Below are 16,765 nucleotides of genomic sequence, written 5' to 3'. Positions count from 1 at the left end.
CACCTTATCCGGCATTTCTGTCTCTTATGCTTCAGTTTTCTCCACAGGCTGTGGGCTGTTTTTCAGCGGCTCAGCCAGGGCGTGAAGCGAACCGCCGGACAAACCAATCTCATTTAACAGCGAATCAATCAGCGGAGCCTGAAGTTCTGCAGGTTCCTTACATCCGAAAAAAGACATCTCCCCCTCTCAGATTTCGTAGGAAAGTGTGAAGCATAGCTCTAAATTTGCGCACATTATGTACAGAACAACTTTCTGTATAGGGAAATACTGAAATCAGAAAAAGCATATGGCCTTAACAGATATTCAATAACTGGAGGGTATGCTCATGAACAGCAATATGTATTCACTGAACAATTTCGATTTCCTGGCCCGGAGTTTTGCCAGGATGCAGGCTGAGGGGCACCCTGTTGATATCCAGGCCGTAACCGGCAACATGGATGAGGAGCACCGCAGTTGGTTTTGCAAACGCTACGCGCTGTATTGCCAGCAGGCAACTGAGGCGAAAAAATTAGAGCTGGAACACTAACAGATAAACGGGCCTTGCGGCCCGTTGTCGTTTTTACGCTTGCGGATCGACGGGCGGGATAGCAGGCGCAGGCTTCACTTCAGCCGGTTTCTCGCGCGCTTCCAGCTCGGTCAGGCGTTGCTCAAGCAGCGCGAGCTTTTCGCGGGTGCGCAGCAACACCTGGGTTTGTACATCAAACTCTTCGCGGCTTACCAGATCCAGGCGCGTCAGCTGTGACTGCAGCGTTTGGCGAATCTTTTTCTCGACGTCTTCCCCAAACTCGCGGATCCCTTTCGGCATCGACTCGTGGACCTGACGAGCAATCTGCTCAATTTTTTTCGGGTCAATCATGGTGGTTTCCCTGAACTGGTACGTGTTGCTGCCTATTGTAGTGCGAACTGGCAGCGGCATAAACCAGAATTGTGTGAAGTGAAGTCAAGCAAAGGCGTTGATGAAGGTAATCAATAGCGTTATAGTTAACTCGCTTATTCTCAGGGCGGGGCGAAATTCCCCACCGGCGGTAAATCAACTGATGTTGAAAGCCCGCGAGCGCTTTTCGTTAACGCGAAAAGGTCAGCAGATCCGGTGTAATTCCGGGGCCGACGGTTAGAGTCCGGATGGGAGAGAGTAACGATCCAGTCGGGCATGGACCCGCTCACGTTATTTTTTTGCCGCTTAGACGGTACTCCTAAGACTGCCCTGATTCTGGTAACCATAATTTTAGTGAGGTTTTTTTACCATGAATCAGACGCTACTTTCCTCTTTTGGTACGCCTTTCGAACGTGTTGAACTTGCGCTGTCTGCGCTGCGTGAAGGACGCGGTGTGATGGTGCTTGACGACGAAGATCGTGAAAACGAAGGCGATATGGTTTTCCCGGCAGAAACCATGACCGTTGAACAGATGGCACTTACCATCCGTCACGGTAGCGGTATTGTTTGCCTGTGCATCACTGAAGATCGACGCAAGCAGCTCGATCTGCCAATGATGGTGGAAAATAACACCAGCGCTTACGGCACGGGCTTTACCGTGACCATTGAGGCCGCTGAAGGCGTAACTACCGGTGTTTCTGCTGCTGACCGTGTTACCACGGTTCGCGCGGCAGTTAAAGACGGTGCTAAACCTTCCGATCTGAACCGTCCGGGACACGTTTTCCCGCTGCGTGCTCAGGCTGGCGGCGTGTTGACCCGCGGTGGTCATACTGAAGCTACCATCGATCTGATGACGCTGGCAGGTTTTAAACCGGCTGGTGTACTGTGTGAGCTGACCAATGATGATGGCACCATGGCGCGTGCGCCAGCGTGCATCGAATTTGCAGGCAAGCATAATATGGCTGTGGTCACGATCGAAGATTTAGTCGCTTACCGTCAGGCGCACGAACGTAAAGCCAGCTGATAGCACACGCTTTACCACGCCAGTTGCGGTGGCAATAAAAAACCGAAGTCAGTTTTCTGGCTTCGGTTTTTTGTTATTACGGCCCGCCTATTTAGCTTTGCCCGGACGAACGGTATCCTTTTACGAGGATATACTGCTTTATATTTTATCGACATATAATATATTCCGCATGCGCTATTTTTGTATTTTTTACCATATAAGAATATGGCTAAATCTTTGTGATAAGTAAATGTGTTTATTGTTTTAGGTGTGTTTGTTATCAACCCCTAGTGTGTTGATTTAATTAAATAAAGTAAGTTTGGAATGTACTTATTATAATTAATGTTATTTATAGATGCTTGCAGGTTCTGTATTGTTTTATTTTGAATGCACGTTTTTCAATTGGCTCTATCCGCTGGTTTATATGATCGAAATCATCTATTTGTTTCTGTAATGTGCCACTATAGTGGTAGGTTGAAATAAGGATATGTGAAATTTTAACGTTAAATGTTTAATGATGTTAAATTTTAAGGGTAAAAGAATGTTTATTGCCTGGTATTGGATGGTATTAATTGCACTCGTTGCTATTGGTTATTATTGTCATATGAAGCGTTATTGCCGCGCGTTTCGACAAGACCGAGATGCGTTGCTTGAGGCGCGTAACAAACTCTTCCGCCGTACGAACGAAGAGGCTGGCACGGTCAGGGAGCATGAATAATCCCTGTCGCTTTGCTGTTGTAGAGGCGGATGGCCTGCAGGGCAGGACAGCATCCGCCGTCTGTATTATCCGATGCCCATTGATTGCAGGATGACAAGGCTGAGTCCCATCACCGACATTCCGCAGAGTACCCCATAGCTGGGGTTATTATTTGGGTCGATTTCTTTTGCCAGCGGCATCAGTTCATCGACGGACAGTGCGACCATAATTCCGGCAACAGCCGCCATAATTGCCGCCATGACCACCGGTGAAATTAAACTCCCCAGAATTAACCACGCCAGTACGCCGCCGAGTATTTCCGCCATACCGGAGATCCCAGCCCAAAATATCGCGGTACGTTTCGAACCGGTTGCTGCGTACACGGGTCCGGCAACGGCCAAACCTTCAGGAATATTATGCAATGCCACGGCGAGGGCGATACCAAAACCCAGCTCGAGGTTGCTGCTGGCAGTCACAAACGTCGCGACCCCTTCCGGGAAATTGTGCAGACTAATGCCAAGCGTGAGCAAAATGGCGGTGCGTTTAATAGAACCGGGTAAAGGTTGTGTTGTTTTTTGCACGAGATCCTGAGGATGGGCGTGCGGCAGCAAACGATCCAGACCAAAATAGCCCAGTAAGCCTACGATAAACATCCCGTAGCCAAGTACGGGTGACATTCCTTTTGCAGCCAGTGCGGCGGGTAGCATCTCCATCAGGGATATAAGCAGCATAATGCCCGCGGCAAAACCCAGAGAAAAGGCGAGCACGCGGTTTGAGGGCTTTTGTCCCAGCACGCCAAGAAAGGCGCCAATAAAGGTGGCGGCACCCGCCAGTAAAGTCAGAAGTAAAGGTACTGACATCGACAAATCCAACTCCTTATCCATCAGCTGTCCGGGCCAGACCGTCAAAATAACTGATGATCTTCATCATGGTTATCTGAGTTCTTCATCAACCGAAAAAGCGTATTGTGATGATATCAAAATGACTCCCTCAGTAAGGATATCATCATGTCTTCAACTCGTATGCCAGCATTGTTTTTGGGGCACGGCAGCCCGATGAATGTTCTGGAAGATAACGTTTATACCCGTGCCTGGCAGCAACTGGGGGAAACGTTGCCGCGCCCGAAAGCCATAGTCGTGGTTTCGGCGCACTGGTTTACCCGTGGCACTGGCGTAACTGCCATGGAAGCACCGAAAACGATTCATGATTTTGGTGGTTTTCCGCAGGCTCTGTATGACACACATTATCCGGCGCCGGGATCGCCAGAACTGGCGCAGCATCTGGTGGATTTGCTGTCTCCCGTCCCTGTCGCCTTAGACAAAGAAGCCTGGGGTTTTGACCACGGGTCGTGGGGCGTGTTGATCAAGATGTACCCGAATGCCGACATCCCGATGGTGCAATTAAGCATTGATAGCACGAAGCCGGCCGCCTGGCATTTTGAAATGGGTCGTAAGCTGGCGGCGCTGCGCGACGAAGGTATTATGCTGGTGGCCAGTGGTAACGTGGTACATAACCTGCGCACGGCACGCTGGCACGGTGAAAATACGCCATACCCGTGGGCGTCCTCATTCAACGATTATGTGAAGGCCAACCTGACATGGCAGGGACTGGTTGAACAACATCCGCTGGTCAACTATCTGGATCATGAAGGCGGATCGTTGTCGAATCCAACGGCGGATCACTATCTGCCGCTGCTTTACGTATTAGGCGCGTGGGATGGAAAAGAACCCGTGACAATTCCTGTGGACGGCATTGAGATGGGCAGTCTGAGTATGCTGTCGGTGCAGGTTGGATGATTAATGCCCGATGGCGCTGCGCTTATCGGGCCTACAGTTCGTGTCGTAGGCCGGGTAAGGCAGAGCCGCCACCCGGCACTTTCATTCATTCGACAAAAATATGCGGATAGAAGCGGGAAAGATCTTGAGTGATCAGCGCTCTGTCTTCGCGAATGCCAATCCCGGCTGGCTGATCGTTAATCAGCCAACTGCCGATCAGCACGTAGCTATCGCCAAACTTCGGTAGCTGATGGAACTGCTGTACGATCATACCTTCTTCACCGTACGGGCCTTCCACCGATTCGATCGTTTTACCGTTCTCAACGATCGACACGTTAGCGCCTTCACGCGAGAAGATCGGTTTCACGACGAATTTTTCCATCTGTGGATAGTCGTCTTCGGCGAAATACGCAGGCAGCAGGTTCGGATGGTTCGGGAACATGTCCCACAGCAGTGGTAACAGCGCTTTGTTGGAGATGATGCTCTTCCAGGCCGGTTCCAGCCAGCGAACGCCGGCATCTTCCAGCTTGGTAGAGAACATCTCGCGCAGCATAAATTCCCACGGATAGAGCTTAAACAGGTTGGCAATCACCTGATCTTCTAAGTCCGTGAACTGACCTTTCTCACCGAGGCCGATATCTTCGACATAGAGGAATTCGGTGGCGATTTCTGCTTCGGCCGCGCAATCCTGCAAATACTGGATGGTCCCGCGATCTTCGACGGTGTCACGACAGCAGGTCAGGTGCAGTAGCTGAAAACCATACTGTTCGCGCAGCGCGGTGAAGCGTTCAATCAGCTTTTCCTGCAGGCTGTTGAACTGATCGCTGCCTTCCGGCAGGTTCCCGGCATTGAGCTGATCTTCTAACCAGATCCACTGGAAGAATGCAGCTTCGTACAGCGAGGTTGGCGTATCGGCGTTGTTTTCCAGCAGCTTAGGTTCACCGATGCCATCCCATGCCAGATCGAGGCGGGAATAGAGCGACGGCTGCTGAGTCAGCCATGACTGGCGGACAAATCCCCAGGTGTGTTTGGGAATACGAAACTTGGTCATCAGCTCGTCGCTGGCGATGACCTTTTCAACCACCTTGAGGCACATTTGGTGCAGTTCAGCGGTGACGTCTTCCAGCTTTTCGACCTGTGCAAGCGTGAGCTTGTAGTAGGCGTCTTCACACCAGTACGGTTCGCCGTACATGGTGTGAAAGTTAAAACCGTATTCGGTGGCTTTTTCGCGCCAGTCCGGGCGCTCAACAATACTGACTCTTTCCATGTGGATCAGCCGCCCATTGAACGCGTGGTGGTACCGCTGGCGCTACGTTGCATGGTGCTTTGTTTGGCGACAGATTCACCAAAGCCGCCGCGCGTGACGGTTGATGTGGTTGCCGGTTTCGGCGCCATGGCGGTTTTCGGTACGGTCATGCTACGGCCCGGCGTTGCTGCGCCGTAGTTTTTGCCGCCAGCATCGGTATATTTGCCGTAGGCCGGGCTGGCCGGATTTTTCGAGCTGAACAGCGGCTGCTGAGCGCCCATACCGCCGCCCATCATGCGGCCCATCATGTAGCCTGCCATCAGCGGCATCCAGAAGCTGCCGCTGCTTTGATTCTGCGCCTGAGCCTGGCCTTCACCCGTTGGTGCCATACCGGCCTGTGCAGGTGCCTGCTGGCACTGACCTTCGCCGAATTCAGCGATACAGTCTTCGCGGGTGGCGTACTTCGGCGCCGTGCGCTCAGCTTCTTTCAGCGCGTTGTTGAATGCGGTTGTACATTCAGCGCTTTTACCCGGATTCGCCGTCGAGCAGTCGTCCGCATTTTGGTAAAGCGATACTGTTTCGTCGCTCTGCTCACAGCCCGCCAGCATAATAACGGCGGTAACAGCCAGGGCAACAGGAGTCAGGTGGCGTGCGCTCCAGCTTTTGCGGAACGACGCGTGATGTATAGATTTTGTCCGTTTCATTTATGTCTTCCAGGACCCAGTGGTAAATACTGCTCAGAATAGAGGATGACTGGTCGAAATTGAAGCGGGAAGAGGCGAGAATGCGGAAGAAGGGGCGGATCTTTACGTTGTCTTACGTTCAGACGGGGCCGAAGCCCCGTCATCACCATCAGTTACGGAACGGATTGTTGCCGGTGCTGCTGGTTGAACGTGCTGCCGTCGGCTGAGCGACTGCCGCGTTGTTGCTCGCGGTATAGCCGTCTGCTGCAGCGTCTTGCTGTGTGTTTTCCGGCGCGACGGTGTCAGGCGCGGTCGGAATCGGTTTGCCCAGTGTATTGTTCAGCGCCACCAGATCCTGTTCGTTCAGCGTACCGAGCGCAGATTTGATGTTTAACTGGTTAATCAGATAGGTATAACGTGCGTTAGCCAACTGCTGTTTGGCGTTGTACAGCGTGGTGGTGGCATCCAACACATCCACGATGGTACGTGTACCAACGGAATAACCGGCTTCCATCGCGTCCAAAGAGCTTTGTGCAGAGACAACCGCTTGTTTGTACGCGTTAATACTACTGATGGACGCATTAATGTTATTGAAGGATGAACGTACGGTCTGTACCACGCTGCGGTGCGCACTTTCCAGCTGTTCGCTCGCGCCCACAAAGTTGTACTGTGCTTGTTTCACCTGCGAGTTAACCATGCCACCCTGGTACAGCGGCAGCGAGAAATTCAGGCCAATTTTGTTCTGACCCATATTGCTGTCGTCATACTGAGTACCGGTTGCCGCGCGGGTTTTAGAGCCGCTGTAAGAGGTATCAGAAACACCGGTAGAGGCGGTTAAATCCAGCGTCGGCAGGTGACCGTCCTGCGCCAGACGAATTTGTTCACGCGCCAGGTCCTGGCTTAAACGCGCCTGCAGCAAGGTCAGGTTGCGATTTTCGGCTTCTTTCAGCAGTGCATTCACCGCCTGCGGCTTGTTGGTTTTAAAGCCGTCAACGTTCAACGAGGCCAGTTCCGGGTAGTAGTTGCCGGTAACCTGGCGCAGCTCTTCCACCGCGTTGTCCAGATCGTTACGTGCGGTAACTTCATTTGCCAGCACGGTATCGTATTGTGAACGGGCGTTCTGTACGTCAGTAATGGCGACCAGGCCGACGTTAAAACGCTGGGTAGTCTGATCCAACTGACGGTAAACTGCGTCTTTCTGTGCCTGGGTGTATGACAGCACATCAATCGCGTTCAATACTTTAAAATAGGCCGTGGCGGTATTCAGGATCAGCGTTTGCTGATCGGTCTGATAGGTCACATCCTGGATGCCCGCTGATTTTTCTTGCAGCGTCAGGGCACGCCATTTCGACATATCAAACAGAGACTGAGTCAGGGTTAACGAAGCAGAGGTGGCGTTGGAATTCACGCCGTTTGCATCACGGTAGCCATTGCTGTAGGTGTAATCGGCACCTAAGCCCAGCTGAGGCAGTAACGGACTACGCGCTTCGTTAATTTTTTCGAATGCAGCATCGCGATCGGCGGCGGATTTACGCAATTCCGGGTTGCTCAGGCGTGCTTGCTGATAAACCTGCATCAGGTTCTCTGCCTGGCTCAAAGTACTGAACCCCGACAGGCTCAGGCCGATAAGGATGGGGAGCAATTTCTTCATTTGCATTCCTTGTTGTGAAGCAGTATTTAGCGCTGATCAAATGGTAAAAATAATTGTTGATTCTAGCAGAATCCACCACTTCAAAAAGTTGGCGTTACGTGCCATACGGCGTTAATTTGCATCAATTTAACACAAGGGCGCCCAAACAGCAGTCAAACGACCTTGAAATTCACATTTTAATCACTATTGGTATCAGGACAGCACAATGCGTAAACCAGACAGCTTGCCAATGACTTTCACGAAAAATGATGTAGAAATTATTGCACGAGAAACGCTATACCGCGGTTTTTTTTCACTGGATCTTTATCGGTTCCGCCATCGCCTGTTTAACGGTGGAATGAGTGAGGAAGTCACGCGCGAAATTTTTGAGCGCGGACACGCGGCGGTCTTGCTACCCTTTGACCCTGAGCGGGACGAAGTTGTGCTGGTTGAGCAGATTCGTATTGCGGCATTTGATACCAGCGAAAGCCCGTGGCTGCTGGAAATGGTCGCCGGGATGATCGAAGAAGGTGAAACCGTTGAGGACGTTGCCCGCCGTGAAGCGATGGAAGAAGCCGGACTGGACGTAAAACGAACCAAACCTGTGCTGAGCTATCTGGCAAGCCCCGGCGGCACGAGCGAGCGCCTGTCCATTTTGGTCGGCGAAGTGGACGCCACGACCGCAAGCGGGATCCACGGTCTGGCGGATGAAAACGAAGATATTCGCGTTCATGTTGTAAGCCGGGAACAGGCTTATCAGTGGGTGGAAGAGGGAAAAATCGACAACGCGGCTTCTGTCATCGCCTTGCAATGGTTGCAGCTGCACTATCAAGAGTTAAAAACTGAGTGGAAAAAATGAAGCGTTATACACCTGATTTCCCTGAAATGATGCGCCTGTGCGAAACCAACTTTTCGCAACTGCGCCGTCTGTTGCCGCGAAATGATGTGGTCGGCGAAACAGTGAGCTATCAGGTGGCAAACGCACAATATCGGTTAACGATTGTTGAATCGACCCGATACACTACGCTGGTTGCGATCGAACAGACGGCGCCTGCTGTCACTTACTGGAGCCTGCCATCGCTTACCGTCCGCCTGTATCATGATGCGAGGGTGGCTGAAGTGTGTTCAAGTCAGCAGATCTTTCGCTTCAAAGCGCGGTATGATTACCCAAATAAAAAGTTGCATCAACGCGACGAAAAGCATCAAATTAATCAGTTCCTGGCCGACTGGTTACGGTACTGTTTAGCACATGGAGCGATGGCGATTCCGGTTTATTAGCGTCGTGAAACCTAAGGACACCATTTGGAAAGCCTGTTAACCCTTCCTTTGGCTGGTGAGGCCAGAGTCAGGATCTTGCAAATTACAGACACTCACCTGTTTGCCGAAAAGCATGAAACGCTGCTGGGAGTGAACACCTGGGACAGCTATCAGTGCGTATTGGACGCTATACATGCTGAGTCGACCGACTTCGATCTGATCGTGGCGACAGGCGATTTAGCGCAGGATCAATCCGCTGCGGCGTATCAGCATTTTGCTGAGGGTATCGCAAGCTTTCGTGCGCCTTGCGTCTGGTTACCTGGCAATCATGATTTTCAGCCAGCCATGTACAGCGCCCTGCAGGACGCCGGAATTTCGCCTGCGAAACGCGTCTTCATTGGTGAACAGTGGCAAATTTTGCTGCTCGATAGCCAGGTTTTTGGCGTTCCCCACGGAGAATTAAGTGAGTTCCAGCTTGAATGGCTGGAGCGAAAACTTGCCGATGCGCCTGAACGGAATACCTTGCTGCTTTTGCATCACCACCCACTGCCTTCGGGCTGTAGCTGGCTCGATCAGCACAGCCTGCGCAATGCTGCTGAGCTGGACAACGTGCTGGTGAACTATCCGCGCGTGAAGTATCTGCTGTGTGGACATATTCATCAGGAGTTGGATCTCGACTGGAACGGTCGCCGCCTGCTGGCTACGCCGTCGACATGCGTGCAGTTCAAGCCGCATTGTGCCAACTTTACGTTAGATACCATTAGTCCCGGCTGGCGTACGCTGGAACTTTTTGCTGATGGTTCGCTGCACACTCAGGTGTGCCGTCTGCCGGGAATTCGGTTCCACCCTGATACCGCTTCAGAAGGCTACTGATGTCTACGCTTCTCTATCTACACGGATTTAATAGCTCTCCTCGCTCGGCGAAGGCGTGTCTGCTGAAAAGCTGGCTGGCAGAGCACCACCCGCACGTTGAGATGATCGTACCGCAGCTGCCACCGTATCCTGCCCAAGCGGCAGAGATGCTGGAATCAATAGTCCTTGAGCATGGCGGAGAGTCGCTGGGGATTGTTGGCTCCTCTTTAGGGGGCTATTACGCCACTTGGCTGTCGCAATGTTTTATGTTGCCTGCGGTGGTGGTGAACCCTGCGGTGCGGCCTTACGAACTGCTGGTCGACTACCTTGGCCAAAACGAGAACCCCTACACGGGCCAGCAATATGTGCTAGAGTCTCGCCATATTTACGATCTTAAAGTCATGCAGATTGACCCGCTGGAGGCGCCGGATTTGCTCTGGCTGCTACAACAAACGGGCGATGAAGTGTTGGACTACCGCCAGGCGGTGGCGTATTACGCCTCCTGCCGTCAAACTGTTATTGAGGGCGGAAACCACGCATTCACAGGCTTCGAAGATTATTTCAACCAGATTGTCGATTTCCTTGGACTGCACAGTTTTTGACGATCAATTCGAATTGCTAATTTAAACCATGACGCAAACTTATAACGCTGATGCCATTGAGGTACTCACTGGGCTTGAGCCGGTTCGCCGCCGCCCGGGGATGTACACAGATACGACTCGTCCTAACCATATGGGGCAGGAAGTTATTGATAACAGTGTGGATGAAGCGCTGGCCGGGCACGCGAAACGTGTCGAGGTTATCCTTCATGCCGATCAATCACTGGAAGTCATTGATGACGGACGTGGCATGCCCGTCGATATCCACCCGGAAGAGGGCGTCCCGGCCATTGAATTGATCCTTTGCCGTTTGCACGCAGGGGGTAAGTTTTCTAACAAAAACTACCAGTTCTCCGGTGGCCTGCACGGCGTGGGGATTTCGGTGGTTAACGCCTTGTCAAAACGTGTTGAAGTGGCCGTTCGTCGTGATGGTCAGATTCACAGTATCGCCTTTGAACACGGTGAAAAGGTCGAAGACCTGCACGTTTCCGGCACCTGTGGAAAGCGCAATACCGGGACCAGCGTGCACTTCTGGCCGGATGAAAGCTTCTTTGACAGCCCACGTTTCTCCGCTTCTCGCCTGAGCCATCTGCTGAAAGCCAAAGCGGTACTCTGCCCGGGCGTGGAGATCATCTTCAAGGATAAGGTCAACGATACCGAACAGACCTGGCGCTACGCCGATGGCCTGACCGACTACCTGAGCGAAGCGGTGAACGGCCTGCCGTTGCTGCCGGAAAAACCGTTTGTCGGGACGTTCTCCGGTGATACGGAAGCGGTGGACTGGGCGCTGCTGTGGCTGCCGGAAGGCGGTGAACTGCTGACCGAAAGCTACGTTAACCTGATCCCAACCATGCAGGGCGGGACGCACGTCAATGGCCTGCGTCAGGGTCTGCTGGATGCGATGCGTGAATTCTGTGAATACCGCAATATCCTGCCGCGCGGCGTGAAGCTGTCGGCGGAGGATATCTGGGATCGCTGCGCTTACGTGCTGTCCGTGAAGATGCAGGATCCACAGTTTGCCGGCCAGACCAAAGAGCGTCTCTCTTCGCGCCAGTGCGCGGCGTTCGTTTCTGGGGTGGTAAAAGATGCCTTTAGCCTGTGGCTGAACCAGAACGTGCAGTCAGCAGAGCTGCTGGCGGAAATGGCGATTTCCAGCGCTCAGCGTCGTCTGCGTGCAGCGAAAAAAGTGGTGCGTAAAAAGCTCACCAGCGGTCCGGCACTGCCGGGTAAGCTGGCGGACTGTACCGCACAGGATCTTAACCGCACCGAGCTGTTCTTGGTGGAAGGTGACTCGGCGGGCGGATCGGCCAAGCAGGCGCGCGATCGTGAGTATCAGGCGATCATGCCGCTGAAGGGTAAGATCCTGAACACCTGGGAAGTCTCTTCTGATGAAGTGCTGGCCTCCCAGGAAGTTCACGATATCTCGGTAGCGATCGGTATCGATCCGGACAGCGACGATCTCAGCCAGTTGCGCTACGGCAAGGTGTGTATCCTCGCGGATGCGGACTCCGATGGTCTGCACATTGCTACGCTGCTGTGCGCATTGTTTGTGAAGCACTTCCGCACGTTGGTCAAACACGGACACGTCTACGTAGCGCTGCCGCCGTTGTACCGTATCGACCTCGGGAAAGAAGTGTATTACGCGCTCACGGAAGAAGAGAAAGCGGGCGTACTGGAGCAGCTGAAGCGTAAGAAAGGCAAGCCGAACGTCCAGCGCTTTAAAGGTCTGGGTGAAATGAACCCGATGCAGTTGCGCGAAACCACGCTGGATCCAAATACCCGTCGCCTGGTGCAGCTCATCATTGATGATGAAGACGATCAGCGTACCAACGCCATGATGGATATGCTGCTGGCGAAGAAGCGCTCAGAAGATCGCCGTAACTGGCTGCAGGAGAAAGGCGACCTGGCGGATCTCGAAGGGTAAGCATGATGTTGTGAATGCCGGATAGCGCTTCGCTTATCCGGCCTACATTCGCATTGTGCCCGTAGGCCTGATAAGACGCGTTAGCGTCGCCATCAGGCGTTACGGCTTATGCCGCTTCCTGTACTGTAACGGCGTCTCGCCAATGCCTTTTCCGAAGGCGCTGATAAAATAAGTCACATCAGAAAACCCCACTTTTTGCGCAATCTCTCTGACGCTTGCCTCACTGTGTAACAGCGCCTCGCAGGCTTTTCTCAACCTCAGCGTGTTGAGATACCCGAGGATGCTCTCGCCTGTTTCTACCTGAAAACGCCGAGAAACATAACTTTTTGATTTTCCTAACGCTTGTGCCAGCGTCACCAGGCTAAATTTATGCATGTAGTGCTCATCAAGCCAGAACATCACCTGGCTGGCCATCCCCGTATCACTATCATGCATATTGACGTTATCTTCGGGTAACAGGCTGAATAAATTCAATAACAGGCAGGCAACGTGCTCAGTGTTAAGCGGTTTCTGCGCGGCTAGTTTTGCATAGCGGTTGAACAGAAAATCAATGTGCGTATGGACGTCTGCGGCGTCGATGACCCACGCCTCGCTCCCGCGTACACTCAGGTGTTGTAGACGCTGTTGATGAAGTGGAAAGTCGCGTAACACCTTCAGCACCGCGTGCTGATCGAGATGAATAATGGTCCGCCGATAACGGTCCCGCACCTGCTCGTCGACAAAAATTTTATGCAGCGTAAACGGCGGGAAAAAGAACATCCGCCCTGGACGCATGGTGTATTGCTTATGATCGACCGTCACCACGCCAAACCCTTCTTCCACGTACAACACTTCCAGACACTGATGCCAATGGTGATAACGAACCGTATTGGCAAATAAACGACTGAACGACACCACCGCGTCGTTGAGGGCAATCAGCTCCAGGTACTCTTGAGGGGAAGATAAGTTCATAGTGCAATAAATTTAAACTTTTGCCGGCGAATTCCTGTTTATAAACCCTATTTTTAAATTTCTTCAATCACTGTTTTATTTTAATGTTTGTGGTGTGATTGAAGTAACATTTCTGCTTGTCTGCCATTCACTATTCTTTAGCCACTTAATTCAGAGGGGCAGAGTATGTGGTCGGCAACTGAAGAAAAATCAAATCCATTGTCATCCCGCGAAGACGTTACGCGTGCCGTTAATACCCTTTTACGGGCACTCGACAAGCAATTCCCAGCGGGACAGGCTCAGTTTTCTCTCGGTGATACCTGCGCGCATTACAGCGTGGATATTGCCTGCATGGAAGGGCTTTCCCGAGCGCTGTGGGGGCTATTTCCGCTGATGGCCGGCGGGGCGGATGTGCCGTTTGCCGACAAATATATTCAGGCGATAAAACTCGGCACCGATCCCCACAGCTCGCACTATTGGGGGGATACCGGTCCTTACGATCAGCGTCTGGTCGAGATGGCGGCGTATGGTCTGGGCCTGGCGTTATTGCAGACGCGTTTAACCGGGATGTTCAGCGCAATGGAGCAGGACAATCTGCACCGCTGGCTGAATCAAATTACCGATGCTCAGATGCCGGACAGCAACTGGAACTATTTCGCCATTATCGTGCAGCTTGGCTTTAAACGTGCAGGATTACCGTTTGACCAACAGGCTATCGATCGGCGATTTGAGATGATGGACGCCTACTACCTCGGCGATGGCTGGTATTCCGACGGTCCCGGGCGACCTAAAGATTATTACATCTCCATGGCCTTTCATTTTTATGGCCTGCTGTATGCCACCCTCAGCCCGGAGGACACCCGTCGCGCCGCTACGTTGCGTGAACGTTCCCGGCTGTTTGCCGCGGATTTTATCTTTATGTCTGCCGCCGACGGGGCATCGGTGCCGTTTGGTCGCAGCCTGACCTACCGATTTGCCATGGTCGCCTTCTGGAGTGCGGTGGCCTTTGCTGAACTGGATGTGTTCTCACCCGGGGTTATCAAAGGGGTGATCCTGCGCCATCTGCGCTGGTGGCAACAGCAGCCGATTTTTGATCGAGACGGCATCCTGACGTTGGGCTTTGCCTATCCAAACCTGGCGATGTGTGAAGACTACAATTCGCCGGGATCGCCGTACTGGGCACTGAAAGTCTTTTTGATCCTCGCGTTACCAGACGATCACGCGTTCTGGCAGGCTGAAGAGTTGCCGCTCCCGGTGCTTGACGAAAAACGGGTGATTACCCATGCCGGGCAGATCCTGCAACACAGCGAAGATTCTGCGCATGTCACGATGCTGGCGTCAGGCCAGCTTGAGCTGAACAACTATGTGAATACCGAGGCCAAGTACACCAAATTTGCCTACTCCAGCCGTTTTGGCTTCACCATTGAGCGCGGGCGCTACGGCATCAAACATGCGGCGTGCGATTCCATGCTGCTGCTGGCAGATGGCGATAATTACTTCCGTGGACGTCGTCAGTGCGATGACGTTCGCGTTGATGAAAATTATCTCTGGTCCCGTTGGTCGCCGTGGCATGACGTCAGTATTGAGACCTGGCTGGTGCCGTTTGGCGAGTGGCATATTCGTTTGCACCGCATTCACAGTGCGAGAACGCTGCAAACGGTAGAAGGGGGCTTTGCAGTGATGAAGACAGAGCCGCAGCTCAGCGCACGGGGATGTCTGCTGGCAGCGCGTAACGGGACCAGTGCGATTGTGGATCTGTCACCTGTCATCATCCGCCAGCCGGACAATGTGGTCACGCCGCCTAACAGCAGCATTATGTTTGCTGAGTGCGCGGCTATTCCGACGCTGACCACCGAGATCCTGCCGGGCGAGAGCTGGCTGTGCTGTGCCGTGAATGCCAGCGGCAAGCAAAAAAACGTGCTCACGGTCCCACTGCTGCAAATTAACCGTAACCAGGTCGTTATTCGCGAACCTGACGGTGCACGTCAGTTGTCGTTCTTTTTATAGCGAGGATGGTATGAAAAAGAGTTCAGCGAGTAACAGAACAGAATATTATAAAATTAGTAGCTTTATTTTTCTTTATTTCTTTACCTGGTCGGCCAGTATTGGTTTGCTGGCCATTTGGCTGGGGCAGAAAGCGCAGTTAAGTGGGACGGTTATCGGTACCGTATTTGCAGTGAACGGTATTTTCTCGGTGATACTGAAGCCGATTTATGGCTATATCCTTGACAGAATCGGTATGAGTAAATACCTGCTCTATTTTGTCGTGATTATGTCGGCATTAATGGCACCGTTTTTTATTTATGTATATCAGCCGCTATTAATCTCCAATACCCTGCTGGGTATTATTGTCGGCGCAATTTACTTAAGCTTTGCGTGGTACGCCGGTGTGGCTGCCTGCGAATCCTATTCTGACCGCTACAGTCGTTTAAACGGCATGGAGTTTGGGCAAATCCGCATGTGGGGATCGCTCGGTTGGGCAGTCGCGTCGTCGTTCTCGGGGCTGCTGTTTAACCTCTCTCCGGCGTATAACTTTATGTTAGGTAGCGTGGCGTCGGTGGTAATGCTGATTGTCCTGCTAAGCCTGAAAGTGAACGTAAATTCAGCCAATGCCTCAGAGGTACTGACCAAAGATAAAATCTCTCCTGCGGATGTTTACGCGCTGCTGCGTAACCGCAAATTTTGGGCGTTTTGCCTGTATGTCGCAGGCGTGGCGTGGATGATGTTTATCGCCGAACAGCAATTCTCGCGTTATTTTGTCACCTTCTTTGCTGATGTGCATAAAGGCAATGCGGTATTCGGATATCTGGGCACCGTGCAGTCAGGTATGGAATTTATCATGTATATGGTGATCCCGCTGTTCGTTAACTACATCGGCGCGAAGCGAGGATTGCTGATTGTCGGGGCACTGGTCGGCGCGCGTCTGGTTATCTCCGGACTGTGCGACTCGCATCTGTTAATTTCAGTGCTAAAACCGTTGTATGGCCTGGAAATCTGTTTATTGCTGGTTTCTGTCTTTAAATACATTGCCGAACATTTTGATAAACGCGTCAACGCAACCATGTATTTACTGGGTTATCAGGCGATGCTGTATGTTGGCAACGTGGTGGTGTCTTCACCTGCCGGATTAATGTATGACCGAATTGGTTTTGAAAAGACCTATATCATTATGGGTATTATTGCGCTGACCTTTACGCTGATTTCGGCATTTACCTTATCCGCCTGCCAAAGTAAACGTCGCAATAATACCGCGCTCGATATCGCCGAAAATAACGCGACAAGATAATCTACGTAA

At 52.2% G+C, this 16,765-nt stretch carries 17 protein-coding genes, 1 pseudogene and 1 riboswitch; of the genes and pseudogenes, 11 read left to right on the top strand and 7 right to left on the bottom strand.

Translation table 11 applies throughout. The features are described from left to right. Window positions 1–24: 24 nt before the first annotated feature. Window positions 25–141: pseudogene (locus FCH32_RS15425) on the bottom strand (hypothetical protein); the annotation flags it as partial. A gap of 178 nt (window positions 142–319) precedes the next feature. On the opposite strand from FCH32_RS15425, the gene glgS reads away from it, so the two are divergent. Then, window positions 320–526, top strand: a complete 207-nt coding sequence (glgS, locus tag FCH32_RS15420) for a cell surface composition regulator GlgS (RefSeq protein WP_096755633.1) — start codon at window positions 320–322, stop codon at window positions 524–526. Between the two features lie 33 nt (window positions 527–559). On the opposite strand, the gene ubiK is transcribed toward glgS, so the two are convergent. Then, entirely contained in the window at window positions 560–856 is a 297-nt protein-coding gene (gene ubiK, locus FCH32_RS15415; RefSeq protein ID WP_135953046.1) for a ubiquinone biosynthesis accessory factor UbiK, read from the bottom strand. Window positions 857–988: 132 nt separating this feature from the next. Next, window positions 989–1,138, top strand: a riboswitch (FMN riboswitch). Between the two features lie 106 nt (window positions 1,139–1,244). On the opposite strand from ubiK, the gene ribB reads away from it, so the two are divergent. Beyond that, on the top strand, window positions 1,245–1,898 hold the full coding sequence (gene ribB, locus FCH32_RS15410) for a 3,4-dihydroxy-2-butanone-4-phosphate synthase (RefSeq protein WP_115257467.1): 654 nt from the start codon (window positions 1,245–1,247) through the stop codon (window positions 1,896–1,898). Window positions 1,899–2,418: 520 nt separating this feature from the next. After that, window positions 2,419–2,595 (top strand): hypothetical protein, encoded by a 177-nt coding sequence (locus tag FCH32_RS15405; RefSeq protein WP_115257468.1) that lies wholly within the window; start codon window positions 2,419–2,421, stop codon window positions 2,593–2,595. A gap of 65 nt (window positions 2,596–2,660) precedes the next feature. Here FCH32_RS15405 and zupT read toward each other — a convergent pair whose 3' ends face one another. Then, window positions 2,661–3,434: a zinc transporter ZupT gene (gene zupT, locus FCH32_RS15400; RefSeq protein ID WP_096755639.1), complete on the bottom strand. Its 774-nt coding sequence runs from the start codon at window positions 3,432–3,434 to the stop codon at window positions 2,661–2,663. Window positions 3,435–3,581: 147 nt separating this feature from the next. On the opposite strand from zupT, the gene ygiD reads away from it, so the two are divergent. Further along, a complete protein-coding gene (gene ygiD, locus FCH32_RS15395; protein ID WP_174361170.1) occupies window positions 3,582–4,370 on the top strand; it encodes a 4,5-DOPA-extradiol-dioxygenase in 789 nt (262 codons plus the stop codon). 85 nt (window positions 4,371–4,455) lie between these two features. On the opposite strand, the gene FCH32_RS15390 is transcribed toward ygiD, so the two are convergent. From FCH32_RS15390 to tolC, 3 genes are all read right to left on the bottom strand, one after another. Further along, window positions 4,456–5,616 carry a glutathionylspermidine synthase family protein gene (locus FCH32_RS15390; protein WP_096755641.1) on the bottom strand — a complete coding sequence of 387 codons (1,161 nt, stop codon included), beginning with the start codon at window positions 5,614–5,616 and terminating at the stop codon, window positions 4,456–4,458. A gap of 5 nt (window positions 5,617–5,621) precedes the next feature. Continuing rightward, window positions 5,622–6,299 carry a DUF1190 family protein gene (locus tag FCH32_RS15385; RefSeq protein WP_096755642.1) on the bottom strand — a complete coding sequence of 226 codons (678 nt, stop codon included), beginning with the start codon at window positions 6,297–6,299 and terminating at the stop codon, window positions 5,622–5,624. A gap of 148 nt (window positions 6,300–6,447) precedes the next feature. Next, a complete protein-coding gene (tolC, locus tag FCH32_RS15380; protein ID WP_137363335.1) occupies window positions 6,448–7,935 on the bottom strand; it encodes an outer membrane channel protein TolC in 1,488 nt (495 codons plus the stop codon). A 199-nt stretch (window positions 7,936–8,134) separates the two neighbouring features. Between tolC and nudF the strand changes: the two genes are divergently transcribed. Genes nudF through parE form a run of 5 tightly spaced genes read left to right on the top strand, consistent with a single transcriptional unit; the run spans window position 8,135 to window position 12,540 of the window. Beyond that, on the top strand, window positions 8,135–8,767 hold the full coding sequence (gene nudF / locus FCH32_RS15375) for an ADP-ribose diphosphatase (protein ID WP_096755644.1): 633 nt from the start codon (window positions 8,135–8,137) through the stop codon (window positions 8,765–8,767). Next, the gene (locus tag FCH32_RS15370) at window positions 8,764–9,186 is read left to right on the top strand and encodes a DUF1249 family protein (protein WP_096755645.1); all 423 of its coding nucleotides are present in this window, start codon (window positions 8,764–8,766) and stop codon (window positions 9,184–9,186) included. Before nudF ends, FCH32_RS15370 begins: the two co-directional genes overlap by 4 nt. Window positions 9,187–9,210: 24 nt before the next feature. Continuing rightward, window positions 9,211–10,038 carry a 3',5'-cyclic-AMP phosphodiesterase gene (gene cpdA, locus FCH32_RS15365; RefSeq protein ID WP_096755646.1) on the top strand — a complete coding sequence of 276 codons (828 nt, stop codon included), beginning with the start codon at window positions 9,211–9,213 and terminating at the stop codon, window positions 10,036–10,038. Next, window positions 10,038–10,619, top strand: a complete 582-nt coding sequence (yqiA, locus tag FCH32_RS15360; protein ID WP_115257472.1) for an esterase YqiA — start codon at window positions 10,038–10,040, stop codon at window positions 10,617–10,619. Before cpdA ends, yqiA begins: the two co-directional genes overlap by 1 nt. 28 nt (window positions 10,620–10,647) lie before the next feature. After that, window positions 10,648–12,540: a DNA topoisomerase IV subunit B gene (gene parE / locus FCH32_RS15355; RefSeq protein WP_096755648.1), complete on the top strand. Its 1,893-nt coding sequence runs from the start codon at window positions 10,648–10,650 to the stop codon at window positions 12,538–12,540. A 99-nt stretch (window positions 12,541–12,639) separates the two neighbouring features. Here parE and FCH32_RS15350 read toward each other — a convergent pair whose 3' ends face one another. Beyond that, the gene (locus FCH32_RS15350; RefSeq protein ID WP_174361169.1) at window positions 12,640–13,491 is read right to left on the bottom strand and encodes a helix-turn-helix transcriptional regulator; all 852 of its coding nucleotides are present in this window, start codon (window positions 13,489–13,491) and stop codon (window positions 12,640–12,642) included. A 165-nt stretch (window positions 13,492–13,656) separates the two neighbouring features. Between FCH32_RS15350 and FCH32_RS15345 the strand changes: the two genes are divergently transcribed. Both FCH32_RS15345 and FCH32_RS15340 read left to right on the top strand, forming a co-directional pair. Continuing rightward, complete coding sequence (locus tag FCH32_RS15345) at window positions 13,657–15,477, top strand: DUF2264 domain-containing protein (RefSeq protein ID WP_174361168.1); 1,821 nt, start codon at window positions 13,657–13,659, stop codon at window positions 15,475–15,477. Between the two features lie 10 nt (window positions 15,478–15,487). Then, the gene (locus tag FCH32_RS15340) at window positions 15,488–16,756 is read left to right on the top strand and encodes an oligosaccharide MFS transporter (protein ID WP_096755651.1); all 1,269 of its coding nucleotides are present in this window, start codon (window positions 15,488–15,490) and stop codon (window positions 16,754–16,756) included. Window positions 16,757–16,765 lie beyond the last annotated feature (9 nt).

This window comes from Citrobacter gillenii, assembly GCF_013337685.1.
Taxonomy (GTDB): Bacteria; Pseudomonadota; Gammaproteobacteria; order Enterobacterales; family Enterobacteriaceae; genus Citrobacter; species Citrobacter gillenii.
Note: the sequence above shows the minus strand (reverse complement) of the source record. Positions and strands in the feature narration are given on the sequence as shown.